The following is a 26,210-nucleotide window of genomic DNA, read 5'->3' as shown; positions in this document are numbered from 1 at the left end:
CTGACGGGCGTGAATTCCCGGAATTCCGGTTACGGCGCCCATGGCTATGTCGCCGACGGGGGCCGTACGAAGCTCCGCCGGAATCGATAGGAACGGGACGAGGCGCCCACCCGGGCGGGGAAGTCGCGCACCCGGTCCCAGGCGGACGAGCCGCCGCCGCGCGGCCCGTCGGCCGCCAGTGCCGCTTCGTACGCCGCCGTGCCGGTCCAGTGGGCGTAGTTGAGCACCCGGGCGCGGTCGGTGGACAGATGGCGCTCGCCGTCGGCGATCAGATGGAAGTCGGCGGAGAGCAGGCCCGGGTCGGGCTCGCTCTCCAGGGCCTCGATGACCAGGTCCACCCAGGTCCGGCGGGCCCGGGGATCGGGGTCATTGAAGTCGATCTCGACCACGACGAACAGCCCGGGGTCCGCCATGGCGGCTTGTGCGGCGGGCTGCACGGTGGCCGGTGCCCGGAAGCCGCGGTAGTGGCGGTAGTACGCGAGGCCGAGCCGCTTGATGTCCGGGACCGCGCTGTCGACCGCGTCATTGCGCTGCTGGCGCTGGGTCCGGAAGAAGGCGTGGTACGCGGCCTCGTCGGCCCACTGGGAGTGGTGCATCAGAGTGTCGCCGTCCGTGCCCGCGTAGAGGTTGTACGAGAGCAGCCCGGGCGTGGGCCAGGGGCGGCTGTCCCAGGCGGCGGCGATGGCGTCGACCGTGGCCAGCTGCCGTTCCGGTGTGCCGACGCTCCAGGTGCTGAACAGTGCGGCGCCCACATCGGGCCGGGCGAGGTCGGGCAGCGGTCCGGAGCTGGCCGGGGCGGACATGGCAGTCTCCTCGCGGTTGGGGACGGGGACGTCGGGGAGCCGAGCGGGCCGGAGGAGGGGCGCGCTCCCCCGTGGTACGCCCCTCCGGCTCCGATCCTGAAACCTCAACCGCGGTTCAAGTCAAGCGGCAGCCGCGCGGGCTGTGGGGAGGTGCGGCTCCGCTTGTGGGCGGTGTGGCCTTTCCCCTCCCCGCCCCTTCCCGTGACCAGGGGCTCCGCCCCTGGACCCCGAGGCTCAGGGCCGGAGCCGCAAACCGGCGGCGCGAGGGGGGCGGTGTTCCGCATGTGGCGGAGTCGCGGTCGGTGTCCGGGTGGGGGCTTGGTGCGGAGCACTGCTCGGGGCCCTGCCGTGCGGCGGAGGTGCAAGCCGGTGCCTCGGGAGGGGGCGGTGTTCCGCATGCGGCGGGGCCGCGGATCGGTGTCCCTGGAGCCGGGGGCTGGGGCGGAGCCCCAGTTGTGGGAAGGGGCGGGGAGGGGAGGGGGACGGCCCGCCGCAGGCGTCCCACGGCCCGCCCGACAGGGCACCTACCCCCCGTCCCCCCGCAGCAGCGCCGCGATCCGTGCCGCGGCCACCCCCAAGTGCTCGCGGGCCTCGGCCAGTTGGGCCTCCGTCACCCCATGGTCGCGGGCCGCATCGCGGACATCGTCCCGGAACCGGTCGAGCAGCCGCTCCACATCGCGGGCGGGGGCGCCGGAGGGGGTGAAGTCCCTGGCCCACTCGGGCTCCCGCACCCCGGCCGCGCCGCCGCCACCGCCCTTGGTGGTCGGCTTCTGCTCCGTGCTGCCGCGCTCCGGCTTCGTCGTGTCCGCCCGCTCGACCGTGACGTCCGGTCCGGACATCCCGTCGTCCCAGCCCCAGTCCGAGCGCGAGGTGCCCGGCCGGGAGATCCGGCCCATGCCGCGTGACACCTCGGCCAGCCCCTCGCGCACCGCCCGCTGCCAGTCGCCCGCCCGGATGTGCTCCTGCGTCTGCTCCTGGACCCGCCGGGCGATCCGCTGGACCTCCTCGCGCGCGAAGTCCTGCGCGTCCCTGGCCTGTTTACGGGCGCGCTGGGCGTCCTGCCTGGCCCGTCGGCTCTCCTCCTTGGCCCGGCGCGCCTGCTCCTTCCACTCCTCCTTCGCGCGCCGCATCTCCTCCTTCGCCTGCCGCCAGGTCTCCTTGTCGCCCCATGTCCCCTCCCACGGGGCCTGTTTGTCCTGGGCGCCGCCGGAGGCGCGGGCCTGTTGGGCGGCCTCCCGCATCTCCCGCCGCAGATCGCTCGCGGAGCCGCGGACGTCCTCCCGGATCTCGGCGGCGAGTTCGGCGACCGACTCGCGGATCTCCAGCTCCAGATCGGCCAGCTCACCGCTGCGGTCGGCCAGTTCGGCGCGTCCGGCGTCGGTGATGGAGTAGACCTTGCGGCCGCCCTCGGTGGTGTGGGTGACAAGACCCTCGGCCTCCAGCTTGGCCAGCCGCGGATAGACGGTGCCCGCCGAGGGCGCGTACAGCCCCTGGAACCGCTCCTCCAGCAGACGGATGACCTCATAGCCGTGGCGCGGCGCCTCGTCGAGCAGCTTGAGCAGATACAGGCGCAGTCGGCCGTGGGCGAATACGGGGGCCATCAGAGGACCTTTCCCTGGGTGCCGTCGGTGGTGTCCGTACCGCCGGTGGAGTCCGTGCCGTCGGTGGTGCCCGTGTCGCCCTCGGACGGCGGACGGCGCAGCAGCGCGATGGCGCCCGAGACGGTGGTGGCCTTGAGACTGCCATTGCCCGTACCGAGCCGTCCGGTGATCCTCTTGGCTCCCCACTGGCCGGTGACCCGCAGATCGTCGAAGCCGTTGGAGACCGACCCGCTGGCCGTGTTGGCCTCCACCTCCGCGTCGGTGGGGTGCGGCAGCCGGATGGCGATCTCACCCGAGACGGTGGTCAGGCAGACGTCGGAGCACTTGGGGGCGGGGGCCAGGTCGAGCACCATATCGCCACTGACCGACTCGGCCCGTACCGAGGGTCCGGAGCCCTCGATCACGGTGAGGTCGCCGGAGACGGAGTGGAACCGCAGCTCGCCGGTGACGGCCTGCGCCTCGACCCGGCCGGATACGGTGTCGGCGTGGACCGGGCCGGTCAGCCCGAGCAGGGTGAAGTCGCCGGAGACGCCGTGCAGTTCGGCACGGCCGGACAGCCCGGAGACCACGGCGGAGCCCTCGATCACGCCGACGGTGGCGCTGGTGTCGAGGGGCACGGTGAGGGTGACATGGGCGGTGCGGTGGTAATGCCCGAGCCACTTGCGGAGGCCCTTGCGGGGGAGGTCGTCGTAGCCGACGCTCAGGGTGCCGTCGCTGTGGGTGACCTTCAGCGGCGGGCCGTTGATCTCGGAGACCTCGAGGCGGGCGGGGCCGGGAGCGGCGCCGACCACATTGACCGTGCCGCCCGCGATCTGGACGTCGAGCGTGGACACCGGGTCGTCGAGGGTGAGCTTCTGTGGCGCGTTGATCGACCACTGTGATCGGGCTGACATCCCTGGCCTCCCCTGGCTGGACGTACGACGCGCCATCTGGACGCAACATATCGTGTCTCCTGCACAACACGATATATCGCGGTCTCGTGGAGTCAAGCCCGGTTCTGGTCCGGTCCGGCCCCAGTCCCATCCCTGGGCCCAGTTCCGGCCCCTGCTCCGCTCCTGATCTTGTCCCGTGGCCCGTGTGTAATCGCACACGGCGGTAGAAGATGCATGCCGCAACCATCGTTTCTCTGTGGGCTGAATCGCCTTTTGAAGAAACCCCTCCGGTCTGAGAAATTCCGCTAGGGCCTCGCTAGAGTCCTGGTAGAGCGTTATGGATACGTATGTTCGGGACTGTTACCTTCGTGGCCTCAGAAGCGGGAAGGAAGAAGGGGCCGTGGGGGGATGACGTCACAACCCTGGAATACCTCGATGCCACCGGAAGAAGCGGGGCCGAACTCGGTTGCCCGGCTGTTGTTGCGGGCGGCCCGCGAGCATGCCCATTCGGGAGTGCGCTATCTGCTCGGACCCACCGCGAGTGAATCCGTACGGCAGCCCTATCCGGAACTGCTGGAATCGGCGCTCGGGCTCCTCTCCGCACTCCGCGACCGGGGATTGCGGCCGCGGGACAAGGTGGCCCTGCTGCTGGACCGCCAGCCGGAATTCCTGACGGTTTTCTGGGCCTGTCTGCTGGGCGGCTTCGTGCCCTGCCCCATGGTGCCGGTCTCCGGCGACCCGGCCCGCTGGGCGGCCCAACTCGCCCATGTCAACCAGCTGTTGGACGGTCCGCTGCTGGTGACCACCGAGGCGATGCGGGCCGAGCTGCCCGAGGTGCCCGGGCTCGCGGTGGCCGTCGTGGCGGAGCTGCGGAAGGCCGGAGGCACCTCCGGAGCCAAGCCCGGGCAGCCGCCCGCCGCGCACCCCGCGACCCGGGACGCCGCGCCCTCCGCGGCCCCGCCCGTCGTGCACTCCGCGGCCCCTGACGACCTCGCCCTGCTGGTGCTCACCTCCGGCTCCACCGGGAATGCGAAAGCGGTCATGCTGACGCATGGAAATATCCTGGCCGCGATGGCGGGAAAGGCGGAAAAGCAGCGGCTCACCGCCGCCGACACCACGTTCAACTGGATTTCCTACGACCATGTGGCCGCGCTTCTGGAAGCGCATATGCTGCCGCTGTACGTGGGCGCCGAGCAATTGCACGCGGAGGCCGCGGTCATTCTTGAGGAGCCACTGAGGTTCCTCCGGATCATTTCCCGCCACAAGGTCACGATGACCTTTACGCCGAACTTCCTCCTCGGTCCGCTCAATTCCTCCGCCCACGAGGTGGCGGAGGAGATATCCGCGGGCGGCGAAGGGCTCGATCTGAGCGCGCTGCGCCATATCGTCAGCGGCGGTGAGGCGAATGTCGTCGCGACCGGCGAGGCATTCCTGGCCCATTACGCCCCGTACGGCCTGCGGGAGGCCGCGCTCTGGCCCGCCTTCGGCATGACCGAGACCTGCGCGGGCAGCGTCTACAACCCCGCGTTCCCGGCCGCCGACGCGGGCCAGGAGTTCGCCAACCTCGGCACCCCCGTCGAGGGGCTGCGGATCCGCGTCGCCGACGACGACCACCGGGCGCTGCCCGAGGGCGAGATCGGCGAGCTGCAGCTCAGCGGCCCGATGATCACCCCCGGCTACTACAACGACGCCGAGGCCACCGAGGAGGCCTTCACCCCCGACGGCTGGTTCCGCAGCGGCGACCTGGGCCGGATCGACGAGGGCCGGCTGACCCTCGTCGGCCGCAGCAAGGACAGCGTCATCGTCAATGGCGTCAACTACTTCAGCCATGAGCTGGAGGCCGCCCTGGAGCAGCTGGACGATGTCGCGAGCGGCTATGTCGCGGCGTTCCCGACCCGCCGCCCGGGCAGCGACACCGAACAGCTGGTCATCGCCGTCAGCCCCGAGCCCGCGGACGACGACGAGGCCGGGCTGCACCGCATGATCACCGCGGTGCGCTCCACCGTGGTGATCCACTGGGGCTTCCGGCCCTCCCTCATCCTGCCGCTGCCCAAGGACGCCTTCCCCAAGACCAGCCTCGGCAAGACGCTGCGCCGCCGGATGCGCCAGCGCCTGGAGTCCGGCGGCTACGACGGCGTCATCGAGCGGGTCGCGGAGCTGACCACCCGTCGGCTCGGCGGCCACACCCCGCCCGAGGGCGGGACCGAGCGGATCCTCGCCGGGATCTACGCCGAGATGTTCGACATCACCGCGGAGCGGATCAGCGCCACCGCCAGCTTCTTCGACCTGGGCGGCACCTCGCTGGACATCCTGCGGCTGCGGCGCCAGGTCCACCGGCGTCTGGGGATCGCGGACCTGCCGGTCATCATGGTGCTCACGGCGCCGTCGGTGCGGCAGCTCGCCGCCCGGCTCGACGGCGGCGGCGCGCCCGGCTCCGCGGGGTACGACCCGGTCGTCACGCTCCAGTCCGGCGGCGACAAGACCCCGCTGTTCTGTGTCCACCCCGGCGTCGGCGAGGTCCTGGTCTTCGTCAACCTCGCCAAGTACTTCGTCGGCGACCGGCCGTTCCACGCACTGCGCGCCCGGGGCTTCAACGAGGGCGAGAAGCCCTTCGCGAGCTTCGAGGAGATGGTGGAGTGCTATGTGCAGGCCATCCGCGCCCGCCAGCCGCACGGCCCCTACGCCGTCGCCGGATACTCCTACGGCGGCGCCGTGGCCTTCGAGATCGCCAAGGCGCTGGAGGCCCGGGGCGAGCGGGTCGACTTCGTCGGCAGCTTCAACCTTCCGCCGCACATCAAGTACCGCATGGACGAGCTCGACTTCACCGAGACGGCGACCAACCTCGCCTTCTTCCTGGACCTGATCAACAAGAAGCAGTCGCTCGACCTCCCCGCCGAACTGCGCCCGCTGCCCCAGGAGGAGCAGCTGGCGCGGCTGCTGCGGATCGCCCCGCCGGCCCGGCTGGACGAACTCGACCTGGACCTGGGCACGTTCACCGCCTGGGCGGAGCTGGCCCATGGCCTCACCGCCCTGGGCCGCGACTACCACCCCAGTGGCACCACCCGGTCCATGACGGTCTTCTACGCGATCCCGCTGCGCGGCACCAAGGAGGACTGGCTGGCGAACGAGCTGCGCCGGTGGGACGAGTACACCACCGAGCCCAACCGGTATCTGGACGTACCCGGTGAGCACTACACGCTGATGGGCCCGCGGCATGTCGCGGCCTTCCAGGCGGTGCTGCGCGGGGAGCTCGACCGCGCGCTGGACGAAGCCGACCGGGCCCGCGCCAATGGCCGGTCATAGACCCGTGAGGGCCAGGCACAAGGAGACGAGCAGGGTGGAAGGCAAGAAGATCCTGGTCACCGGCGGCACCGGACAGGTCGCCCGGCCGGTGGCCGAGGCACTGGCCGGGCGCAACGAGGTGTGGTGTCTGGGCCGGTTCGGCACCCCGGGAGTCGAGAAGGAGCTGAACGGCCACGGGATCACCACATTCCACTGGGACATGAACGACCCGCGCGAGGCGGCGTACGAGGGGCTGCCGGACGACTTCACCCATGTCTTCCACTCGGCGGTGCGCCGTGGCGAGGACGGCGATGTCAACGCGGCCATCGAGGTCAACTCGGTGGCCACCGGCCGGCTGATGTCCCACTGCCGGGCGGCGGAAGCGTTCCTCTTCGTCTCCACCGGGGCGCTCTACAAGCGGCAGACGCTCGACCACGCCTACACCGAGGACGACCCCGTGGACGGAGTGGCCGACTGGCTGCCCGCCTACCCGGTGGGCAAGATCGCCGCGGAGGGCGCGGTACGGGCGTTCGCCCAGGTGCTGGACCTGCCGACGACCATCGCCCGGCTCAACATCGCCTACGGCCCCGGCGGCTACGGCGGGGTCCCGATGCTCTACTTCGAGCGGATGCTCGCGGGCGAGCCGATACCGGTGCCCAGGGAGGGCCAGAACTGGTGCTCGCTCCTCCACACCGACGACCTCATCGCCCATGTCCCCCCTCTCTGGAGGGCCGCGTCGACCCCGGCCACGCTGGTCAACTGGGGCGGGGACGAGGCGGTCGGGATGACCGACTGCGTGCGCCACCTGGAGGAGCTCACCGGGGTCACCGCCCGGCTCGTGCCGAGCGAGGTCACCCGGGAGACCTACCGCTTCGACCCCGCCCGGCGGCGGGAGATCACCGGCCCCTGCCGGGTGCCGTGGCGCGAGGGCGTACGGCGCACCCTCCAGGCGCTCCACCCCGAGCACCTTCCGTCTTAAGCCCCGGCACCCCGCCGTCTGAGGAGTGGCGACCATGGCATCACCGAACATCGAGGCCATCCGCGCCTCCTACGCGGGCTTCCGCGACCGCGACATCGACGGGATCCTCTCGGGTCTGCACCCCGATGTGGAGTGGGTGCATCCGGAGGGGATGGCCAAGTACGGGCTCGGCGGCACCAAGCTGGGCCATGCGGGGATCAGGGAGTTCCTCGCCCGGGTGCCGACCGTGCTGGGCGGGATGAGGCTCGCGCCGAGGGAGTTCATCGAACAGGGCGACCGGGTCGTGGTGTTCGGCACCCGCGAGGTGACCTCGCGGAGCGGCAGGACCGTGACGCTGGACTTCGTCCACTCGTGGACGATGCGGGACGGCAAGGCGGCGAGGATGGAGGACATCTTCGACACGGTGGCGTTCCACGAACTGATCGAGAGCTGACATCGAGAGCTGACCGGCGCATGGCAGCCGTCCGCTCCCGCGCCCAGAAGGCACGGAAGCGGGCGGCCGCCGGGCCCCAGCTCTCAGGCCCCGGATTTCATGTCTCAGACCGTACGGAAGACCTCGTCGTACTCCAGGCGCGGCAGCCGCCCCATCCACGCGTCCGGGCCCGGCTTGCCGATGTTGACCACACAGACCGCCGAGTGCCGCCCGTCCTCGAAGAACTCCTTGGAGACGGCCTCGTGGTCGAAGCCGATCATGGGCCCGGCGGCGAGCCCCGCGGCGCGCACGCCCAGGATGAAGTAACCCACCTGGATCGCGGTGTTGAACCGCGCTGACCCCTCCCGGACCTCGGGGTCGGCGAAGAACGCCTGCGGATTCTCCATGAACGGCACCAGCCGCGGCAGCTCCTCGTGGAAGTCCAGGTCCGCGGCGAGCACCGCCACCAGCGGGGCCTTGGCCGTCTTCTCCTGGTTCCGCCCCGTCATCAGCGACACCAGCCGGGCGCGCGCCTGCCGCGAGCGCACCAGCACCACCCGCAGCGGCTGCTGGTTCAGCGAGGTGGGGGCGTACCTGACCAGTTCGTGGATCGCGCGGACCTGCTCGTCCGTCACCGGCTCATCGGTGAAGGTGTTGGCCGTACGGGCTTCCAGGAACAGCTGCCGCTGCGCCTCCGGGGCCAGGGTGAGGGGGCCCAGGGCCTCGCTGCTCTCCGGTGCGCTCATCGAGCTCTCCTTGTGACGCGGTGGTTTGTGAAGTGATGGTGAAACGACGTGACCCGCCGATGAATTAATTGGACTAGACGGGCTAGTCCATTGCGGTGAACGAAGGCTAGACTCACTAGTCCATCGAGGGCAAGACCGGCTCGGAGCGAGGAGGTTGGGCCGTTGCGGACGGACAGCGGTTCCCGGCGCGGCGCGGCGGGGCGGCCGGTGGGCCCCCAGCCCGCCAAGCGCCAGGCGATCGTGGAGGCGGCGGTGGCCGTCTTCCTGCGCGAGGGGTACGACCGGGCGAGCGTGGACGTCATCGCGGACGAGGCCCGCGTGTCCAAGCAGACCGTCTACAACCACTTCGGCGACAAGGAGCGGCTGTTCATCGCCGCCGTCGAGGAGGAGCGGGAGCGGGTGGCGGCCGGTTTCGCCGCCGGTTCCCCGTACGCCCTCGGGCCGGACGGCCCCGGGGCCCCCGAGGCGTACGACTGCGGCGACGCCCGCAGCGCGCTGCGCGCCTTCGGCCACCGGGTGCTCGACGTACTGCTCGACGCGCGGGCCTCCGCGCTGCGCCGCCTGGTCATCGCCGAGGTCGCCCGCCATCCCTCGCTGCGCCCCGCGTGCGCGGAGGGGGAGCCCCAGCAACTGGTGGCGTACCTCGCCGGGATGCTCGCCCGGCGCACCGGCAGCGGCGAGCTGAGCGTGCCCGATCCGGCCGCCGCCGCCCGCCAGTTCGTGGCCCTGATCGTCCAACAGGGGCTCTACCAGTCGATGTACGGCACCCGTCCGCTCGCCGAGGACGAGGCCACGGCCGTCTGCGAGTGCGCCGCCGACCTGCTCGTGCGTGCGTACCGCCCATGAAGCCCGAAGAGAGGTGCCACCCATGCGGGTGAGCGTGCTCGGACCGCTGACACTCGGCCTCGGCGCCGGGTCCGGAGTGCCCAGCGCGATGAAGCCGCGCAAGGTGCTGTCCCTGCTGCTGCTCAACGCGGGCCGGATGGTGCCGGTGCAGTCGTTGATGGCCGAGCTGTGGGGCGATCAGCCGCCGCGCACCGGGCCGACCACGCTCCAGACGTACATCCTGCACCTGCGCAAGCTGCTCGCCGAGGGGCTGGGGATGCCATCGGCCGCCGTCACCCGGGATGTGCTGCAGACCCGGCCCGGGGGCTACGCCATGGTGGTGAGCCCCGGCGAGCTCGACGTCCATGAGTACCGCGACCTCGTCGCCTCGGGCGAAGGCGCGCTGGAGGCCGGCGACGAGCGGACGGCGGACACCTCCTTCCGGCGGGCGCTGGCCCTCTGGCAGGGCCCGGCCCTGGTCGACGTCACCCCGCACGGGCGGCCGCTGCAGGCGGAGGTCGCCCGGCTGGAGCAGTCCCGGCTCACGGTCACCGAGCGCGGCATCGAGACCCGGCTGCGGCTCGGCGGCCATCTGGAGGTGCTGAGCGACCTCGCCTCGCTGGTCGTGGAGCACCGCTTCCACGAGGGCCTGCACGGTCAGTACATGCTCGCCCTCCACCGCTCCGGCCAGCGCACCCGCGCGCTGACGGTCTACCAGCGGCTGCGGACGGCGATGACGGAGGAGCTGGGGCTCGAGCCCTCGGTGAAGCTGCAGCGGCTCCAGCAGGCGGTGCTGGTGTCCGACCCCCGGCTGGACAACGAGGCGGGGGCGCCGGGGCGGGGGCCGGTGGTGGCGTGAGGGGCGGGCGGCCCACAGGGCCGCGCGGCATCGCGGAACGCGGGTGTGCGGAACGCGGTCCCGCGGAACGCACAGCCCTCAGACGCCATGCCCCTTAGACGTCGTGCCCTCAGGCAGCGCCGTCCTCAGAGATCGTCGTCCTCCTCGTCGAGCCGGGCCAGCCAGGTCGCCAGCCGCTCCACAGGAACCTCGAAGTCCGGGTTCAGGTCGACGAACGCCCGCAGCTGCTCGGCCAGCCACTCGAAGGTGACCTCCTCACTGCCGCGCCGCTGCTCCAGCTCCTCGATACCGCGATCGGTGAAGTACAAGGGTCGCTCCGGAAGGGTGGTGTGGATCAACCCGCCCAGGATATGCGGCTCCACACCCCGGTGAGCGACCCGAGGACCGCTGGGTTGACGTTGACGCGGGCGTCAATGTTTACGGTGCATCGACATGACCGACATGACAGCAGCGCACTTTTCCGGCAGAGCAGTGATCGTCACGGGTGGGGGCACGGGGATCGGGCGGGCCACCGCGCGCACCTTCGCAGAGCAGGGCGCCCAGGTCCTGGTGGTCGGCCGTACGGCGGCCCGGCTCGCCGAGACGGCCGCCGACGCCCCGGGCATCCGGCCACTGGTGGCCGACGTCGCGGCCCCCGGCGCCGCCGAGTTGATCGTGAACACCGCGATGGAGGCGTTCGGCCGCGTCGATGTGCTGGTCAACAACGCCGCCGTGGTCCGGCGGACACCGCTCGGGGACATCCGGCGGGAAGCCGTCGAGGAGATGCTGGCCGTCAATCTGCTCGCCCCGATGTACCTCACCCAGGCCGCGGCCCCTCAGCTGAGCGAGAGCGCGGGTGTCGTGATCAACGTCAGTACGGCGATCGGCCAGCGCGGCTGGCCGATGCCCGGCGGTGAGCTGTACGCCGCGCTGAAGGCGGCCCTGGACACGCTGACCCGCAGCTGGGCCGTGCAACTCGCGCCACGAGGGGTGCGGGTGGTGGGTGTGGCTCCCGGTCCCATCGCCACCGGGATCGGGCATCACCAGGGGCTCGACGCCGAGCAGATCGAGGCCCGGCGGGCGGCCCTGATCGAGCATGTGCCGCTGGGGCGGCTCGGCCGGGCGGAGGAGGTCGCCTTCTGGATAACCCAGCTTGCGCGGCACGAGGCGGCCTACGCGACGGGGGTCGTACTGCCGGTGGACGGTGGGGCGTTGGTCGGCTAAGAGTTGTCCCGTAAATGATCTTCGGGTCGCCTCGGGCGTGGTGGGCCGCGGTGCGGCCCGCTTGCCTATCCGGCGAGGGCGAAGTTGTGCATCCGGGCGATGCCGAGCATGGCGTGGTGGACGCCGTCGCCTTTGAGGCGGCAGTCGCGGAGGATCTTCCAGGTCTTCATGCGGGCGAAGACGTGCTCGACGCGGGCCCGGACCTGCTTGTGGGACTTGTTGTGCTCCTCTTTCCAGTCCGGGAGTTCGCTCTGCCCGCGCTTGCGGCGATGCGGGATGACGAGTCCCGTGCCCGGGTAGCCGCCGTCGGCGATCGTCAGCGTGTCGCCGACGGCGGCCTTGGCGCCGGACTCCTCCCACGCCTTGCAGTCGTTTCGGCTCCCGGCGAGCGGCCGGCCGACCACGACGACCAGGCGGGTGTCGGCGTCGATGACGACCTGGTGGTTGGTGGAGTACCGATAGTTCTTCGACCGCTCGGCGATGGTGTGGTCCCGGGTGGGCACCAGGGTGCCGTCCACGATGAGCACAGCGTCTTTCGCGAACCGCTTGCGGGGCTGGAGCGCGAGCATCGGCCCGAGATGGTCGATGATCCGGTCGGCCGCCGACTTCGACACCCCGAACAGCGGGGCGAGTTGCCGCATGGTCAGGTTCGTGCGCCAGTAGGCCGCGACCAGCAGGGCACGGTCCTCCAGCGGAAGGCTCCACGGCCGGCCTCTGCGGACAGCGTCCGCACCCTGGTGCCGCAGCACCGTCACCAGCTTCCCGAATTGCCGCGGGCTCAGCCCGGTGAACGGGGCTATCCAGGACGGCTCCGACGCCGTGATCACACCAGCCCTACCAAGATCGTTCCATGAGGTGACTGGCGGCTCGGCCCCCCTCTCAGCTGCCACTCAGCGGAGACGCCCACGTGGGGTCGTGTCGGGATCTCCGCGTTAGGTGGGTCAGCAGGTGCCCCGCCGCGATGGAGACGGTGTCTTGCGGCGCGCCGACTGCGGTCAGGGTGGCAATAAGGCTTGCCGACGCTGTTTCCGGCACGTCCGGGTCGGTGAGGAGGGGAAGCAGTAGCAGGAAGCGGGCGGCCGTGTCCTGGACGCCTTCGGCCGCAAGGGACGGGCTGTCAGCGATTCGGATCAGTTCGTGCCACGTCAGCCCGCCACCCGAGAAATCTCCGTCCCAGCTGGCGATCTGTTCGACGGAGCTTCTGCCCGGATGGGTGAGGAGGTAGTCGGTGCCGTAGTCGCCATCCAGGTTGCGGTAGATCACCACGGCTCCGGGGCCGTCTTGCGCCGGCACCCTGAACACTGGCCAGCGTTCAGGATCGAAGAGGACCTCGGACATGGCGTCGGCATCGGCGCCGTCCTCACCAAACCACCCCGGGACCGGGCGCTCGATACAACCGCCATCGCTACACATCGCCAAGAGGTAGTTCGACCAGAAACCCGGGTGGACCAGCAGTGACTCGCCCGGCACCAGCGGGCCGACGTCATATCCCTTGATCAGCACCCCTCGATCCTGTCACCAGCCACTGACACGATCCGATCCGGGGATCAGCAAGAGGGCGCCGCACAGTTACGGGACAACCCTTAGGTGGCGCCTGGCGGACCGTGCCGCCTGCGGCGGGCCTTTCCCCTCCCTGCCCTTCCCGATGCTTGAGACGGGTAGTTCTGGAGTGATCGACAATGCCGGGACGCTACATTGGTCACACGGAGCGGAAGAGGCGAAAGCCGAAGATTTGCGCAGTCAAGGAACTCCATTCCGTCAGCGCTCCATCAACTACAGCCCCGGATGACAAGTCCGGGGCTATGCGGTGTCGCCTTGCTCGATACCTCAGCGCTAAGCTCGCGCTATGCCTACATCTGACAGCGTGACGCTTCGGACGCTCGATGGTCTACGCCTGGCTGGCACACTCGTGCGCCCCGATACGCCAGCCTCGGCCGCTGTCGTGCTTGTCCACGGCGGTGGCGTCACTCGGGAAGAGGGCGGATTCTTCACGCGCCTGGCCGCTGGAATGGCCGAGAGTGGTGTGGCATCTTTTCGGTTCGATATGCGCGGTCACGGCGAAAGTGAGGGTCGACAGGAAGAGCTGACCCTGGCCACGGTCCTGAATGATATTCGTGCGGCCATCACCTATACCCGCGAAGCCGCCAGCGCTCGGGAAGTCACGTTGTTGGGTGCTAGCTTCGGCGGCGGCATCTGCGCATACTATGCCGCTAAGCGCTCGGCGGATCTTTCCCGACTGGTACTGTTTAATCCTCAGCTGGATTACAAATGGCGCACCATCGACACGCGAGCCTATTGGGTCAATGATTCAATCAGCGAAGAGGCGGCGCAACGACTCACCGAGCAAGGGTTCATCCAATTCACGCCGACACTGAGGCATGGGCGGCCTTTGCTCAACGAGGTGTTCTGGTTTCATCCGCATGAGGTACTTGACGAGGTGCGGGTTCCGACCCTGATCGTGCACGGAACCGAAGACACATTCGTTCCTATTGACATGTCACGGACTGCCGCGCAGAAGTTCAGAGCCCCTTGTGAAATCATCGAGGTTGAAGGGGCGCAGCACGGTTTCGCCGTACATAACGATCCGCAGTATGTGGATCCTCAGAGCCAGGAATGGCAGAGGTACGTCATCCATACCGTGTGCGAATGGCTAATCGCCGACTCCTCGCAGGGCTAGACAGCACGGAGCGCTTCACCGAACTTCCGTACGGCAGGCCGACCGCGCCAATGGCTCAACGCCTGTAGTACTTCACCCAATACCCTCATGGTGCGTTCCGACTGCACAGCGAGGGCCACTTCGGCGGAAGCGGTACCAACCTCGGCCGCCTCGTCCGGCTCGCCGCTCAGCGCCAATGCCGCCGCCCTCCGGGCATTGAAGAATCCCGTGTCGCGGCGCGAGAGCGTACCAGCCGAAATGATTTCACCGAACAGATCGGCGGCGATACCCGGCTTGCCAGCCTCGGTATAACTCACCGCGTTCCGGAGCAGCAACGTATGCTCGTTGAAGTACGCGCCAAGGCCGCTCGGTTCCCCCTTGGCGGCGCGTGTAAGCAGTTCGCGGGCAGTATCGAGTTTCTGCTCAATCAGGGTGAGCGGTTCTCCGAGCATGGCGCACCCAAGCGCTTCCTGCTGCAGCAACTCTGCTTGTACGCGGGTAGGGAGCTGCCACCTCTGATGTTGCCCCGCCTGTGCCAGCGTCAGCATTCGCACTGCGTCCCGATCGTCATAGGCCATTTGGGATTTCTTCAGCAGCATATACCCTTGCATGGCTGGATCGTCAGCTTCTTGAGCCCATTCCATAGCTCGGTCGTACCAGAAAACAGCAATGCCCGGTTGGTGGGCATCTCGATACAGCCATCCAGCGAATTCCGCGCCATCTGCGCCAACCGACAGCAACTCCCGCCGAATGACGGGCTTCACATCCCGGGCTTGCTGCTCAATGACACCCAGCAGCCCCAGGACCACCGGCAGGGTTTTCTGTGCGCCAAGCCTGCCATCGTCGCATTTCGCCGTTTCGAGTTGACTGCGGAAATACTCAACCATCGTTCCGTCGAAATAGCGGCAAGCATCAGTCAAAGCGGCTGTCACACGCTGGATATCTTCAAGGCTCGCCCCCCTCAGAGCCGTAACGGCAAATCCACTCTTGAGGAGTGTGCGTCGGTTGAGCAGACTCATAATCTCGTGTTCCGCAGACGGGGTGGTATCCCCTTCTGGGGTACCTTCGGGGGGACCCTCCCAAGGGCGAGGGGCAGGCCCAGCATTTTGCCAGGAATGCCGAAGCCATCCGCAACTCGTTCGATTACCTGTTCTCCGCGAATTCCCCTGACGCCTCGGATGATGTCACTGACCCGAGCACTGGTCATCTTTCCGACCGCCGACGCAATTACCGCGTGGCTAGAGCCCGTTCGTCTGTTGACGAGGCGAAAGATTTCCCGGAAGTTGCGGGTGGTGCAGGCCCGCTGCATGGCCTCGCTCTGTAAGAGCGCGTCCGGGATCGTCAGCGGGTAGCCGCTTCGCCAGGTCTCGCGTTCGCCCATGAGCCACCTCGCAGCAACGGCGGTGATCGGTCCCAGGGTATCCCCGGCCCGGGAGCAGGGCTCCCCAAACTGGGCGGAAACGGGGTTCCCCAAATGGGCTTGCAGGGTTCCCCGTTCGCTGTTCCCCGAAGGTTCCCGTGGGCCGGAAGCTCATGACGTGGAGCGCATCTCGCCGTTGATGGCCGGGCGGAGCAGCAAGTGCACGGCGGCGCCGGGAAGTCCTCGCGTTGGCAGAGCACAAGGCAGAGCACAAGGAGGAAAAGGTGGAGGAGTTCACACCCCCGCCGAAGCGCGCTCGTCGCTTCGAGGGTCTGTTCACGACCACGGTGCAGCGCCGGGTTCAGTCACCGGCTGAGACCCACGAGTACAAGAAGACCTCGGGTTCGTCGGACGGTGCCAAGACGTACGACACCACCGCCACCTGAGTCTGTCGGTCTCAACGCCCGAGGGGTGCGGTCTCACCGCCCTCTCGGGCCCATCGGAAGGGAGAGCACACTTGATCAAGATACGCCTCACCCCGTACGCAAGCACGGAATGGACGTGGGATGACAGCAGCTACGTCACGGCCGACAGAACGAGCGAGATCACGCCATACGCCCACCCGATGCTCGAACAGGTCGCCGTCACGGACGGGAGCCGCACTCTCCTCGTCGTCCGTGAACGCGTCACAGGCCGGGAAACCACCGATCCGAGCCCCCGCAAACTCCCCCCGGGAGACTTCGACAAGGCCCGTACGCTGGCCGAACAGTGGCCCACGGACTACGTGCTTGTGGAGACCGCCCCCGGTGACCCCTGCCGCGTCACCTCAGGGCCCGGAGGCATCGCACCGCTCTACGTATCGCATGACCGTACGAGCCTGCACGGGTCGTGGGACATGGCCGACCTCGCCGAACACGCCGTCGGGCTGAGCCCTCGCGAAGTCGCACGGCTGCTGGTCTACCGGCCCCGGTACAGCACCGAGACCGTCTTCCGAGGCATTCACCGAGTGACCGAGCGCACGACGGCTGTCTTCGGCGGTCACCTGTACCTGCACTACCCCGAACCCGCCTTGCACAGTGGCCCGCGTGAACTCAAGCCAGCTGCCGATGTGCTCGGCGCCTTCGTCAACGCAATGGACGATGCCCTCGACCTCCGGCCGCTCGACTCCGTGAAGACCATGCTTCACCTGACGGGCGGGTTCGATTCCGGCACCGTGGGCACCCGTCTCGCGGAGCGCTACCCGAACCGGTTCCCCACGGCCGCCCTCCTCATCGGCGGCCACGGGCGTGCTCACCAGATCCGGCGGCGTACCGAAATCCTCAACACCCTCCCGTTCGCCGAGCCGGATTACCTGATCGACGCCGTGGAGCACGCCCCGCTGTCGGCCGACTGCGCGCGTGTCCGGGGCGAGCGCATCAGCCCGTATGAGGAGCCCTTGCACCGCCCATTCACCGAACTGACCGAGGTACTGGCCGAGCACGGGGCCCGCGTGGTCGTGACGGGACTCGGCGGGGACGAGATGGTGGCCCTCTCGCAGGACGAGTACGCGCACAAGTCCATGGGCGAGATCAGCGACGCGCTTCCGTGGATCGGCCAACGAGCACGAGCGGCGATCGAGTACGCCGACGACGGCATTGCACCGCCCGCCGCAGTCAACAGCATGACCTTGCTGTCTCTGGAGACCACGGCCCCCGTGCTGATGCGAGCTGGCATCTGGCCCCTGCACCCCTTCGCCGGCCCCGGCATGGTCCAGCTCGGCGAGTGGCTTCCCATGCACTGGCGCGAGCTCAAGCAGCTTCAGCGGCGACGCCTCGCCTCACTTGGGCTGAGTCCGGACGTCACCGAGTCCCGCGTGCGGGAGTCTTTCGCGGAAGTCGTCCAACACTCACTGACCAGGTACGGCCAACAGCTGTTCGCCCGGATGCTCATCGACGGTTCCCCACTCTTCGATGAACAACTCGTCGACCCCGATGGCCTGCGCCTGGCCGTGCGACGGCTGGCCGAAGAGCCCTACCGCGAAGACGGTGACGCACAGCTCCTCGAAGTGCTGGACCTGCACTTCGCCGCACAAGCCTTCCTGTAAACCATGCGGGTGACCACACCGGTTTACCGCCGACCGACCTCAGGAGACACGGTGTTCGCAATGCGCCCGGCCACGGCGGAGGACATCCCTGCCGTAGAGAACATGATCCTCGCCCGCTCCGCGTGGCTGGAGGAACGAGGGCATCCGAGCTGGCGGGAGAACGCCACCGAACTCGCACGGCAGGCAGCGAACTCCGACGGTGATGTGTGGGTTCTCGCCGAGGACGGCGGACAGGTCGTCGGGTGCACCACCGTGCAGGAACAGGCCCCGCCTTGGGGCTGGACGCAAGACGAGCTGAACGAGTCGGCCCACTACCTCTACTCGACCGTCACCGACCCCGCGCACCGTGCGAAGAAGCCGGGAACCGTCATGGGACTGTGGGCCGTGGACCGGGCCGCCCGGGAGGGGAAGGCATGGGTCCGTCGTGGCTGCAACTTCCCCGAATTGGTGAGGTACAACGAGACCCAGGGCTTCAGTCTGGTGCACGAGGTGCGGCGCACGAATGGCCGGGTCTACCTGATGGGCCGACGGGCCGAGCGCATCGCTGATCTCGAAGAGAAGTTCCAGGCCCTGTAGCCGCTCCCCGAAGGCCCCCTCAATGACCAGCCACTGGGTTCCAGAACACGTAGTGTCGCCGCATGCGGATAGGGGAGTTGGCGAAGGCCACCGGCACCAGCACCAGGGCCTTGCGCTTTTATGAGGAGCGGGGGCTGCTGAGCTCCGGACGCGCGGTCAACGGCTACCGGATGTACGACGAGCGGGCGGTCCGGCGGGTGGCCAACATCCGCTATCTGCTGGACGCCGGGCTCACGCTCGAGGACATCGAGCACTTCGGCGCCTGCCTGGACCGCGATGTGCCGAGCAGTCGACCCGCCGAGGCCATGCTGGACATCGGGCGTCGCCGCCTGGGCGTGCTGGACGACCGGATCGCCTCCCTCGCGCGGGTGCGCGACGAGCTCGCCGGGCTGCTGGCCGCCGCCTCCGGCGACCGGAAAGCGCGGTCAGTGCGTCTGGCTGAGCAGCCAGGAGACCAGCGCGCGTACGGCGCCGCCGAGTGCGGCGGCGGTGAGGGTGAGGAGGGCCGGGCGGCGGCGGTTGGGCATCTTTGACCTGCTTTCGTGAAACCGGCGAGGGCGCCGGGGGTACGTTTCACGATGTGCGGAGTCTCGGGTGTTGCGGCAGCCCGCACGCGTTGCAGTGGGCCGCAACGGGGGAGGGGCGACCGATGGAGGACGGATCCGTCAGCGGGGAGCTGGTGCCGGAGCGGGGCGCGGCGCGGCGGATCGGGGATCTGAAGCCGATCCCCGAGCAGGTGAGACCGGAGTGCCGGGCGCTGGCCGAGAGCCTGCGGGAGCTGTTCGGCACGGTCGGGGTGTCGCTGCGGGTCCTCGCCCTACGGCTGCACTACGACGCCGGGACCGTCTCCCGCTATCTCAACGGGACCGTGGTGCCGCCCGCCGAGTTCGTGGACCAGCTCTTCACCCATGCCGCCAAGGCGGCCGGGCGGCCGCCCGCCACCGAGGTGGTGGCCCATGTGCACACCCTGCAACGCCGGGCGTTGCAGGCCACCAACAAGGTGGGCTGGGAGCTCCAGCGCCTCCGGGACCAGCTCGCCGACGCGGACCGGCAGCGCCAGCAGGCCGAGGTGCGGGCGGAGGCGCTGTCGGAGGCGTTGCTGGTGCGGAAGCAGCGCATCGCCGAGATGGAGGTGGAGCAGCGCCGGATCGCGGTCGCGGCGGCGGATCGCGGCACCCACGGCGCGGAGCTGGACCGGCTGCGCCAGGAGCGCGAGGACGTGACGGCCGAACGCGACCGGCTGCGGGAGGAAGTCGCCCGCCTCCAGGAGGCGTTGGCCCAGGCCCGCCGCCAGGCACTGGAGGCCGAGCAGCGCTGCGAGGCGCTGGAACACCAGCTGCAGGCGGAGGAGGAGGCCGCCGGGGCGAAGGCCGAGACCGACGCCGAGTCCGGGGAGCCCGCGTCGCACCGGCTGACGCACGCCCAGGAGCAGGCGGCGGCGGCCGAGGAGCGGGCGCGGCGGCTGGAGCGGGAGCTGGCGGCGTTACGGACCCGCGACGCCGCCCCCGGCGACGGCTCACCGGCGGAGTCCGGGCGCGTCCCCGACGTCTGGGGCGGTGTGCCGCGCCGCAACCCGAGGTTCACCGGGCGGGACCAGCTGCTCGCCGAGGTGCGCGAGCGGCTGGCGGCCGCCCCCGCCGACACCGCCGTGGTCGCCCTCGTCGGGCTGCCGGGCATCGGCAAGACGCAGCTCGCCGCCGAGTACGCCCACCGCTTCGCCGCCCGGTACGACGTCGTGTGGTGGGCCGGGGTGGATGGGCCGCCCGCCCTGGCGGAACGGCTGGGCGCGCTCGCCCGGGCCCTGGGCGCCGGGGACCAGGACCCGGCCCGCGCCGCCCTGGAGGCGCTGCGGCGGGGCGATCCGTACGGTCGCTGGCTCATCGTCCTGGACGACGCCGACGACCCGGAGGCCATCGCCGGGCTGCTGCCCGCCGGGGGCGGCCATGTGCTGATCACCTCGCAAAACCGGGCCTGGGCCGACCACTACGCCGAACTGCTGGACGTCCCGCCGCTGAACCGGCAGGACAGCATCGACTTCGTACGCCGCCGGGCGCCGCGCATCGGCCCCGAGGACGCGGACCGGCTGGCGGCGGCCCTCGAGGACCTGCCACTGGCGCTGGACCAGACGGCGGGCTGGCTGGACGGCGCGTCCACCCCGGTCGCCGAGTACGTGCGCATGGCGAGCGACGGCGAGCCCAACCCGGTACGGCCCGCCGCCGACTACCCGATGCCGTACCACTCCGCCTTCAAGGACCTGATCACCCGGGTGCGGGAGAGCACCAAGGCGGCGGCCGAACTGCTGCGCCTGGCTGCCCTGTTCGGCCCCGGCCCGGTCCCGCTCGACCTGCTGCGGGCCGTTCCACCGGTGCATGTCTCCCCGGCGGTGGCGGCGCTCCTGGAGAACCCCAGCCAGCTGGAGCTGGCCATCGGCAAGCTGGCCCAGTGGTCGGTGATGTGGCGGTCGACGCTGGAGACCGACGCGGTGTGGATGAGCCGCTTCGTACGGGACGCGGTGCGGCGGCGGACGCCGGAGGACAAGCGGGAGAAGGACGCCAGGGTCGTCCGCGGCGCCCTCGTCGCGGCGGACCCGCGCCGCCCGGACAACCCGGCGGCCTGGCCGCGCTACGCCCGGCTCGTGCCGTACCTGGAGCTGTCGGGCGCGCTGGAGTCACCGGACGCCGCGTCGCGCGGGCTGGTCGTCGGGTTCCTCACCTATCTGACCCTGAGCGGTGACCACGCGACGGGCGGGCAGCTCGCGGAACGAGTCGCGGGCGACTACCGGGAACTGGACGTGCGCCGGGCCGCGCTGCTGCGCGAGAGAGGGGACTACGCCGCCGCCGAGGCGCTGGACCGGTCGGTGCTGAGGGGCCTGGGCGGTTCCGACGCGCCGGGCAGACTCGTCGCGATGGCCAGGCTCGGCACGGATCTGCGGGGCCTGGGCCGCTATGACGAGGCGTATGAACTCGCCCGCGAGCAGCGCGACCTGTGTGCCGTCACCTGTCCCGAGGACGGTGCGGAGGCGCGGAACGCCCGGCGGAGCCTGGCCCACTCGCTGCGGATGCTCGGCTCCTACGCCGAGGCAGCGGAGCTGTCCGGGCGGACGCTGGAGGGCGCGCGGGCGGAGCTGGGCCCGACGGCGCTGGTGACGCTGGCCTGCGAGACGGAGCACGCGTACGACCTGCGGCTCTCCGGCCGTCAGCAGGAGGCGCTGGCGCTCCAGGCGTCCAGCGCCGATCGGCACGGCGCGGTGCTGGGCACCGGGCATCCGCTGACCCTGACCGCCCAGTACCACCTGTGGAGGTGTGACTGGGAGGACGACCTCAACATCCACGCCCTGTGGGAGCGGGCGAGGCACCTGCTGGGCGAGGACGCCCCGGTGACGCTGATGATCGCGGCCGGGGCCGCCCGCGCCCTCTGGCGTGACGGTGACTGGGGCGAGGCATGGGACGTCGCCGGGGAGACCATGAGGCGTTACCAGGCCGCCCTGGGGGATCGGCACCCGCACACCATCGGGGCCCGCGCGAACCAGGCGCTCACGCTCCCCGCGAAGACCCGGGCACGGTACCTGGAGGCGGCGCTCACGGACATGACCGCCGCCGTGGGTGAGCGCCATCCCTGGACGCTGGGGATCGCGCTCAACACGGCCGCTGGCCAGCAGCCTCAGGACGGCTGCGCCATGAGCCGCGAAACCGCGCTGCACGCCGCCCAGACGCTCGGCGAACGGCATCCGCTGACCCTGCTGGCCCAGATCGGGCTGGCCGCGGATCTGCGGATGGTCCCCGGCGGACGCGGCGAGGCGGATGTGATCGAGGAGGTGGCCCTAGGCGGCCTCACGGCCGTCCTGGGGCCGGAGCACCCCGAGACCATGGCGGCCCGCAACCGCCACCGCCACACCTGGCACTTCGAGCCGCTGCCGGTCTGAGGCGGGCTGATACGGCCGGAAGGCCGGGCCCCGTTCGGGGCCCGGCCTTCCGGTACACAACGGGTGCGTCAGATCTCGAAGACCTCGCTCACCAGGGACCCCTGCTCCGACTGGTGCCGCTTGTTCGACCCCACCGCGGGCGAGGACGAGTGCGGGCGGGAGACCCGGACCAGGCGCTCGGCGGCGGGGACGTCCGCGCCGACCGACAGCTCCAGGTGGTCGATCAGGTTGAGCGCGATGAACGGCCACGCACCCTGGTTCGCCGGTTCCTCCTGCGCCCAGACGAACTTCTGCACGCCCGGGTACTTGGCGATCTCGGCCTGCAACTCCGCACCCGGCAGCGGGTACAGCCGCTCCAGGCGGATGATCGCCGTGTCGTTCGCACCGCGCTTGTCCCGCTCCGCGGCCAGGTCGTAGTAGACCTTGCCGGAGCAGAAGACCACCTTGCGCACCGAGGCCGGGTCGACCGACTCGTCACCGATCACCGGGCGGAACGAGCCGGACAGGAACTCGTCCGTCGTCGACGCCGCGGCCTTCAGCCGCAGCATCGACTTCGGGGTGAAGACGACCAGCGGCTTGTGGTGCGGGTTGTGGACCTGCCAGCGCAGCAGGTGGAAGTAGTTCGACGGCAGCGTCGGCGCGGCGACCGTCATGTTGTTCTGCGCGCACAGCTGGAGGAAGCGCTCGATCCGGGCCGAGGAGTGGTCCGGGCCCTGGCCCTCGTAGCCGTGCGGCAGCAGCAGCGTGACACCAGAGGTCTGGCCCCACTTCTGCTCGGCCGAGGAGATGAACTCGTCGACGATGGTCTGCGCGCCATTGACGAAGTCGCCGAACTGCGCCTCCCACATGACCAGCGCGTTCGGGCGGGCCAGTGAGTAGCCGTACTCGAAGCCCATCGCCGCGTACTCGCTGAGCAGCGAGTCATAGACGTTGTACCGTGCCTGGTCGTCGCTGAGGTACAGCAGCGGGGTGTAGTCGTCGCCGGTCTCGCGGTCCACCAGCACCGCGTGGCGCTGGCCGAAGGTGCCGCGGCGGGAGTCCTGGCCGGCGAGCCGGACCGGGGTGCCCTCCATCAGCAGCGAGCCGATGGCCAGGGTCTCGCCCATGCCCCAGTCGATCGCGTCGTCCTCGATCATCGCCGCGCGCCGCTGGAGCTGCGGGAACAGCCGCGGGTGGACGGTGATCCGGTCGGGGGTGTTGACCTGGGACTCGGCGATCCGCTTGACGACCTCCTGGGAGACGGCCGTCTTGACCGAGACCGGGAACTCCGGCTGCGGCTCGGGCACTTCGGCCGGGGCCGGGGCCGAGACCGCGTCGCGGACCTCGGTGAAGACCTTCTCCAGCTGGCCCTGGAAGTCCTGCAGCGCCTGCTCGGCCTCTTCCAGGGTGATGTCGCCGCGCCCGATCAGCGACTCGGTGTAGAGCTTGCGCACCGAGCGCTTCTTGTCGATCAGGTCGTACATCAGCGGCTGGGTGAAGCCGGGGTTGTCGGTCTCGTTGTGGCCGCGGCGGCGGTAGCAGATCAGGTCGATGACCACGTCCTTGTTGAACGCCTGGCGGAACTCGAAGGCGAGCCGCGCGACGCGCACGACGGCCTCCGGGTCGTCGCCGTTGACGTGGAAGATCGGCGCCTCGATCATGCGCGCGACGTCCGTGGCGTACATCGAGGAGCGGGACGCGGCCGGGGCGGCGGTGAAGCCGACCTGGTTGTTGATCACGATGTGTACGGTGCCGCCGGTGCGGTAGCCGCGCAGCTGCGACATGTTCAGCGTCTCGGCCACGACGCCCTGGCCCGCGAAGGCCGCGTCGCCGTGGAGGGCGACGGGCAGCACCGTGAAGTCCGTACCGGCCTTGCCGATGATGTCCTGCTTGGCGCGGACGACGCCCTCCAGGACCGGGTCAACGGCCTCCAGGTGGGAGGGGTTCGCGGCGAGCGAGACCGTGATCTGCTCGCCGTCCAGACCGGTGAACGTGCCCTCGGCGCCCAGGTGGTACTTGACGTCGCCGGAGCCGTGCATGGACTTCGGGTCGAGGTTGCCCTCGAACTCGCGGAAGATCTGTGCGTAGGACTTGCCGACGATGTTGGCGAGCACGTTGAGCCGGCCGCGGTGGGCCATGCCGATGACGACCTCGTCCAGGCGCGACTCGGCGGCCGCGTCCAGCACCGCGTCCAGCAGCGGGATGACGGACTCGCCGCCCTCCAGGGAGAACCGCTTCTGGCCGACGTACTTGGTCTGGAGGAAGGTCTCGAACGCCTCGGCCGCGTTGAGCCGCCGCAGGATGCGCAGCTGCTCCTCGCGCTCCGGCTTGTCGTGGTTGCGCTCGACGCGGTCCTGGATCCACTTGCGCTGCTTGGGGTCCTGGATGTGCATGAACTCGATGCCGGTGGTGCGGCAGTACGAGTCGCGCAGCACGCCCAGGATGTCGCGCAGCTTCATCATGGACTTGCCCGCGAAGCCGCCGACCGCGAACTCGCGCTCCAGGTCCCACAGGGTGAGCCCGTGCTCGATGATGTCCAGGTCGGGGTGCTTGCGCTGGCGGTACTCCAACGGGTCGGTGTCGGCCATGACATGGCCGCGGACCCGGTAGGAGTGGATCAGGTCGAAGACCCGCGCCGCCTTGGTGACATCGTCGTCGTGGCTGACGTCGATGTCCTTGAGCCAGCGGACCGGCTCGTAGGGGATGCGCAGCGCCTTGAAGATCTCGTCGAAGAAGTCGTTCTCGCCGAGCAGCAGCTGGCTCATGATCCGCAGGAACTCGCCGGAGGCGGCGCCCTGGATCACCCGGTGGTCATAGGTGCTGGTCAGCGTCATGACCTTGGAGATGCCCAGCTTGTTCAGGGTGTCCTGGGAGGTGCCCTGGAACTCGGCCGGGTACTCCATGGCGCCGACGCCGACGATCAGGCCCTGGCCGGGCATCAGCCGCGGCACCGAGTGGACGGTGCCGATGCCGCCGGGGTTGGTGAGGGAGGCGGTGACGCCGGTGAAGTCCTCCATCGTCAGCTTGTTCGCGCGGGCGCGGCGGACGATGTCCTCGTAGGCCTGCCAGAACTCGAAGAAGTTGAGCGTCTCGGCCTTCTTGATCGCCGCGACCACGAGCTGGCGGTCGCCGTTGGGCTTGACCAGGTCGATGGCGAGACCGAGGTTGATGTGCTCGGGCTTGACCAGGGTCGGCTTGCCGTCCTTCTCGGTGAACGAGTGGTTCATCGAGGGCATCGCCTTCAGCGCCTGCACCATGGCGTAGCCGATCAGGTGCGTGAAGGACACCTTGCCGCCGCGGGCGCGCTTGAGGTGGTTGTTGATGACGATGCGGTTGTCGAACAGCAGCTTCACCGGGACGGCGCGCACCGAGGTGGCGGTCGGCAGCTCCAGCGACGCGTTCATGTTCTTCGCCACGGCGGCGGACGGGCCGCGCAGCGTCACCAGCTCGGGGCCCGCGGACGGCGCGGCGGGCTCCTTCTTGGCGACCGTCGGCTCCGCCGGGGTCGGCTTGACGGGCGCGGGCCTGGCCGGGGCCGCGGGGGCGGCGTCGGCGGCCGGTGCGGCCTTGGCGGCCGGGGCCGCGGGCTGCGCCGCAGCGGGCTTCGCGGCAGCGGGAGCGGCGGCAGCGGCGGGGGCCGCGGCGGCGGGCTTGGCCTCGGCGGGCTTGGCGGCCGGGGCGGCGGGCTTCGCCGTCTCGGCGGGCTTGGCCGGAGCCGCCGGGGCGGCGCTCTCGGCTACTCCCTGTGGTGGCGCGGCCACCGCGGAGCCGGTGTCCTGACCCGGCTTGTAGTCGGCGAAGAAGTCCCACCAGGCTCGGTCGACCGAGTTCGGGTCCTGGAGGTACTGCTGGTAGATCTCGTCGACGAGCCACTCATTGGGGCCGAAGGCAGCGGCAGGGTTACTTCCCTGCCCGTCCTGTTCATCGGTCGAGACGCTCGAGGTGTTGGGGGACTGTGGCGACACGGCGGCAACCGCCCTCTTCCGCTTCCTAAAGGTGGTGGACAGCGGGAATAAAGGCTACGCCTCTTGAACCCTTACGTGCAGGTCGCA

At 69.9% G+C, this 26,210-nt stretch carries 21 protein-coding genes; 12 read left to right on the top strand and 9 right to left on the bottom strand.

The genetic code is table 11. The features are described from left to right. Window positions 1-44 precede the first annotated feature (44 nt). From VT50_RS29795 to VT50_RS29785, 3 genes are all read right to left on the bottom strand, one after another. A complete protein-coding gene (locus VT50_RS29795) occupies window positions 45-803 on the bottom strand; it encodes an antibiotic biosynthesis monooxygenase (RefSeq protein WP_046090241.1) in 759 nt (252 codons plus the stop codon). A 524-nt stretch (window positions 804-1,327) separates the two neighbouring features. Then, window positions 1,328-2,404: a PadR family transcriptional regulator gene (locus VT50_RS29790; RefSeq protein ID WP_046087316.1), complete on the bottom strand. Its 1,077-nt coding sequence runs from the start codon at window positions 2,402-2,404 to the stop codon at window positions 1,328-1,330. Continuing rightward, entirely contained in the window at window positions 2,404-3,297 is an 894-nt protein-coding gene (locus VT50_RS29785; RefSeq protein ID WP_046087317.1) for a DUF4097 family beta strand repeat-containing protein, read from the bottom strand. Before VT50_RS29785 ends, VT50_RS29790 begins: the two co-directional genes overlap by 1 nt. A gap of 414 nt (window positions 3,298-3,711) precedes the next feature. On the opposite strand from VT50_RS29785, the gene VT50_RS29780 reads away from it, so the two are divergent. The 3 genes from VT50_RS29780 to VT50_RS29770 are packed head-to-tail and all read left to right on the top strand — an operon-like array spanning window position 3,712 to window position 7,970. Next, window positions 3,712-6,579 (top strand): non-ribosomal peptide synthetase, encoded by a 2,868-nt coding sequence (locus VT50_RS29780; protein WP_240529369.1) that lies wholly within the window; start codon window positions 3,712-3,714, stop codon window positions 6,577-6,579. 34 nt (window positions 6,580-6,613) lie between these two features. Then, window positions 6,614-7,537 (top strand): NAD-dependent epimerase/dehydratase family protein, encoded by a 924-nt coding sequence (locus VT50_RS29775; protein ID WP_240529368.1) that lies wholly within the window; start codon window positions 6,614-6,616, stop codon window positions 7,535-7,537. 34 nt (window positions 7,538-7,571) lie between these two features. After that, window positions 7,572-7,970 carry a nuclear transport factor 2 family protein gene (locus VT50_RS29770; RefSeq protein ID WP_046087320.1) on the top strand — a complete coding sequence of 133 codons (399 nt, stop codon included), beginning with the start codon at window positions 7,572-7,574 and terminating at the stop codon, window positions 7,968-7,970. A gap of 104 nt (window positions 7,971-8,074) precedes the next feature. On the opposite strand, the gene VT50_RS29765 is transcribed toward VT50_RS29770, so the two are convergent. Beyond that, entirely contained in the window at window positions 8,075-8,695 is a 621-nt protein-coding gene (locus VT50_RS29765) for a malonic semialdehyde reductase (protein WP_046087321.1), read from the bottom strand. Window positions 8,696-8,857: 162 nt separating this feature from the next. Here VT50_RS29765 and VT50_RS29760 point away from each other — a divergent pair, with 162 nt between their 5' ends. Then, window positions 8,858-9,541, top strand: a complete 684-nt coding sequence (locus tag VT50_RS29760; RefSeq protein WP_046087322.1) for a TetR/AcrR family transcriptional regulator — start codon at window positions 8,858-8,860, stop codon at window positions 9,539-9,541. 22 nt (window positions 9,542-9,563) lie between these two features. After that, a complete protein-coding gene (locus VT50_RS29755; RefSeq protein WP_046087323.1) occupies window positions 9,564-10,379 on the top strand; it encodes an AfsR/SARP family transcriptional regulator in 816 nt (271 codons plus the stop codon). Between the two features lie 125 nt (window positions 10,380-10,504). Here VT50_RS29755 and VT50_RS29750 read toward each other — a convergent pair whose 3' ends face one another. Next, complete coding sequence (locus tag VT50_RS29750; RefSeq protein WP_046087324.1) at window positions 10,505-10,687, bottom strand: DUF6104 family protein; 183 nt, start codon at window positions 10,685-10,687, stop codon at window positions 10,505-10,507. A gap of 124 nt (window positions 10,688-10,811) precedes the next feature. Between VT50_RS29750 and VT50_RS29745 the strand changes: the two genes are divergently transcribed. Continuing rightward, entirely contained in the window at window positions 10,812-11,582 is a 771-nt protein-coding gene (locus VT50_RS29745; protein ID WP_046087325.1) for an SDR family NAD(P)-dependent oxidoreductase, read from the top strand. A gap of 65 nt (window positions 11,583-11,647) precedes the next feature. Here VT50_RS29745 and VT50_RS29740 read toward each other — a convergent pair whose 3' ends face one another. Together VT50_RS29740 and VT50_RS29735 are read right to left on the bottom strand one after the other, a co-directional pair. Further along, window positions 11,648-12,409: an IS5/IS1182 family transposase gene (locus VT50_RS29740; protein ID WP_046087326.1), complete on the bottom strand. Its 762-nt coding sequence runs from the start codon at window positions 12,407-12,409 to the stop codon at window positions 11,648-11,650. A gap of 52 nt (window positions 12,410-12,461) precedes the next feature. Next, window positions 12,462-13,085: a hypothetical protein gene (locus VT50_RS29735; protein ID WP_046087327.1), complete on the bottom strand. Its 624-nt coding sequence runs from the start codon at window positions 13,083-13,085 to the stop codon at window positions 12,462-12,464. 343 nt (window positions 13,086-13,428) lie between these two features. Here VT50_RS29735 and VT50_RS29730 point away from each other — a divergent pair, with 343 nt between their 5' ends. Then, entirely contained in the window at window positions 13,429-14,259 is an 831-nt protein-coding gene (locus VT50_RS29730) for an alpha/beta hydrolase (RefSeq protein ID WP_046087328.1), read from the top strand. Here VT50_RS29730 and VT50_RS39390 read toward each other — a convergent pair. Then, entirely contained in the window at window positions 14,256-15,257 is a 1,002-nt protein-coding gene (locus VT50_RS39390) for an NsdA family TPR-like regulatory protein (protein ID WP_158083235.1), read from the bottom strand. The genes VT50_RS29730 and VT50_RS39390 overlap by 4 nt on opposite strands. 589 nt (window positions 15,258-15,846) lie before the next feature. Here VT50_RS39390 and VT50_RS39150 point away from each other — a divergent pair. The 5 genes from VT50_RS39150 to fxsT all read left to right on the top strand — a co-directional run bounded on the left by VT50_RS39150 (window position 15,847) and on the right by fxsT (window position 22,179). Continuing rightward, window positions 15,847-16,044: a hypothetical protein gene (locus VT50_RS39150; protein ID WP_143645298.1), complete on the top strand. Its 198-nt coding sequence runs from the start codon at window positions 15,847-15,849 to the stop codon at window positions 16,042-16,044. 449 nt (window positions 16,045-16,493) lie between these two features. Next, a complete protein-coding gene (locus tag VT50_RS29720) occupies window positions 16,494-17,681 on the top strand; it encodes an asparagine synthase-related protein (RefSeq protein ID WP_240529367.1) in 1,188 nt (395 codons plus the stop codon). 60 nt (window positions 17,682-17,741) lie between these two features. Then, entirely contained in the window at window positions 17,742-18,257 is a 516-nt protein-coding gene (locus VT50_RS29715) for a GNAT family N-acetyltransferase (protein WP_206269505.1), read from the top strand. 62 nt (window positions 18,258-18,319) lie between these two features. Beyond that, window positions 18,320-18,790 carry a MerR family transcriptional regulator gene (locus tag VT50_RS29710; protein ID WP_078840786.1) on the top strand — a complete coding sequence of 157 codons (471 nt, stop codon included), beginning with the start codon at window positions 18,320-18,322 and terminating at the stop codon, window positions 18,788-18,790. Window positions 18,791-18,906: 116 nt separating this feature from the next. Beyond that, window positions 18,907-22,179, top strand: a complete 3,273-nt coding sequence (fxsT, locus tag VT50_RS29705; RefSeq protein ID WP_053048640.1) for an FxSxx-COOH system tetratricopeptide repeat protein — start codon at window positions 18,907-18,909, stop codon at window positions 22,177-22,179. Window positions 22,180-22,247: 68 nt separating this feature from the next. On the opposite strand, the gene VT50_RS29700 is transcribed toward fxsT, so the two are convergent. After that, window positions 22,248-26,123 carry a multifunctional oxoglutarate decarboxylase/oxoglutarate dehydrogenase thiamine pyrophosphate-binding subunit/dihydrolipoyllysine-residue succinyltransferase subunit gene (locus tag VT50_RS29700; RefSeq protein WP_046087331.1) on the bottom strand — a complete coding sequence of 1,292 codons (3,876 nt, stop codon included), beginning with the start codon at window positions 26,121-26,123 and terminating at the stop codon, window positions 22,248-22,250. Between the last annotated feature and the right edge of the window lie 87 nt (window positions 26,124-26,210).

The sequence above is a fragment of the Streptomyces antioxidans genome (assembly GCF_000968685.2).
GTDB classification, from domain to species: domain Bacteria; phylum Actinomycetota; class Actinomycetes; order Streptomycetales; family Streptomycetaceae; genus Streptomyces; species Streptomyces antioxidans.
Note: the sequence above shows the minus strand (reverse complement) of the source record. Positions and strands in the feature narration are given on the sequence as shown.

Coding starts and splice junctions, on each gene's coding strand:
- VT50_RS29765 (WP_046087321.1), bottom strand. CDS start 8,695: ATGAGCGCACCGGAGAGCAGCGAGGCCCTGGGCCCCCTCACCCTGGCC.
- VT50_RS29790 (WP_046087316.1), bottom strand. CDS start 2,404: ATGGCCCCCGTATTCGCCCACGGCCGACTGCGCCTGTATCTGCTCAAG.
- VT50_RS29730 (WP_046087328.1), top strand. CDS start 13,429: ATGCCTACATCTGACAGCGTGACGCTTCGGACGCTCGATGGTCTACGC.
- VT50_RS29785 (WP_046087317.1), bottom strand. CDS start 3,297: ATGTCAGCCCGATCACAGTGGTCGATCAACGCGCCACAGAAGCTCACC.
- VT50_RS29715 (WP_206269505.1), top strand. CDS start 17,742: ATGCGCCCGGCCACGGCGGAGGACATCCCTGCCGTAGAGAACATGATC.
- VT50_RS29710 (WP_078840786.1), top strand. CDS start 18,320: ATGCGGATAGGGGAGTTGGCGAAGGCCACCGGCACCAGCACCAGGGCC.
- VT50_RS29795 (WP_046090241.1), bottom strand. CDS start 803: ATGTCCGCCCCGGCCAGCTCCGGACCGCTGCCCGACCTCGCCCGGCCC.
- VT50_RS29720 (WP_240529367.1), top strand. CDS start 16,494: ATGGCCGACCTCGCCGAACACGCCGTCGGGCTGAGCCCTCGCGAAGTC.
- VT50_RS29770 (WP_046087320.1), top strand. CDS start 7,572: ATGGCATCACCGAACATCGAGGCCATCCGCGCCTCCTACGCGGGCTTC.
- VT50_RS29755 (WP_046087323.1), top strand. CDS start 9,564: ATGCGGGTGAGCGTGCTCGGACCGCTGACACTCGGCCTCGGCGCCGGG.
- fxsT (WP_053048640.1), top strand. CDS start 18,907: ATGGAGGACGGATCCGTCAGCGGGGAGCTGGTGCCGGAGCGGGGCGCG.
- VT50_RS29780 (WP_240529369.1), top strand. CDS start 3,712: ATGCCACCGGAAGAAGCGGGGCCGAACTCGGTTGCCCGGCTGTTGTTG.
- VT50_RS29745 (WP_046087325.1), top strand. CDS start 10,812: ATGACCGACATGACAGCAGCGCACTTTTCCGGCAGAGCAGTGATCGTC.
- VT50_RS39390 (WP_158083235.1), bottom strand. CDS start 15,257: ATGAGTCTGCTCAACCGACGCACACTCCTCAAGAGTGGATTTGCCGTT.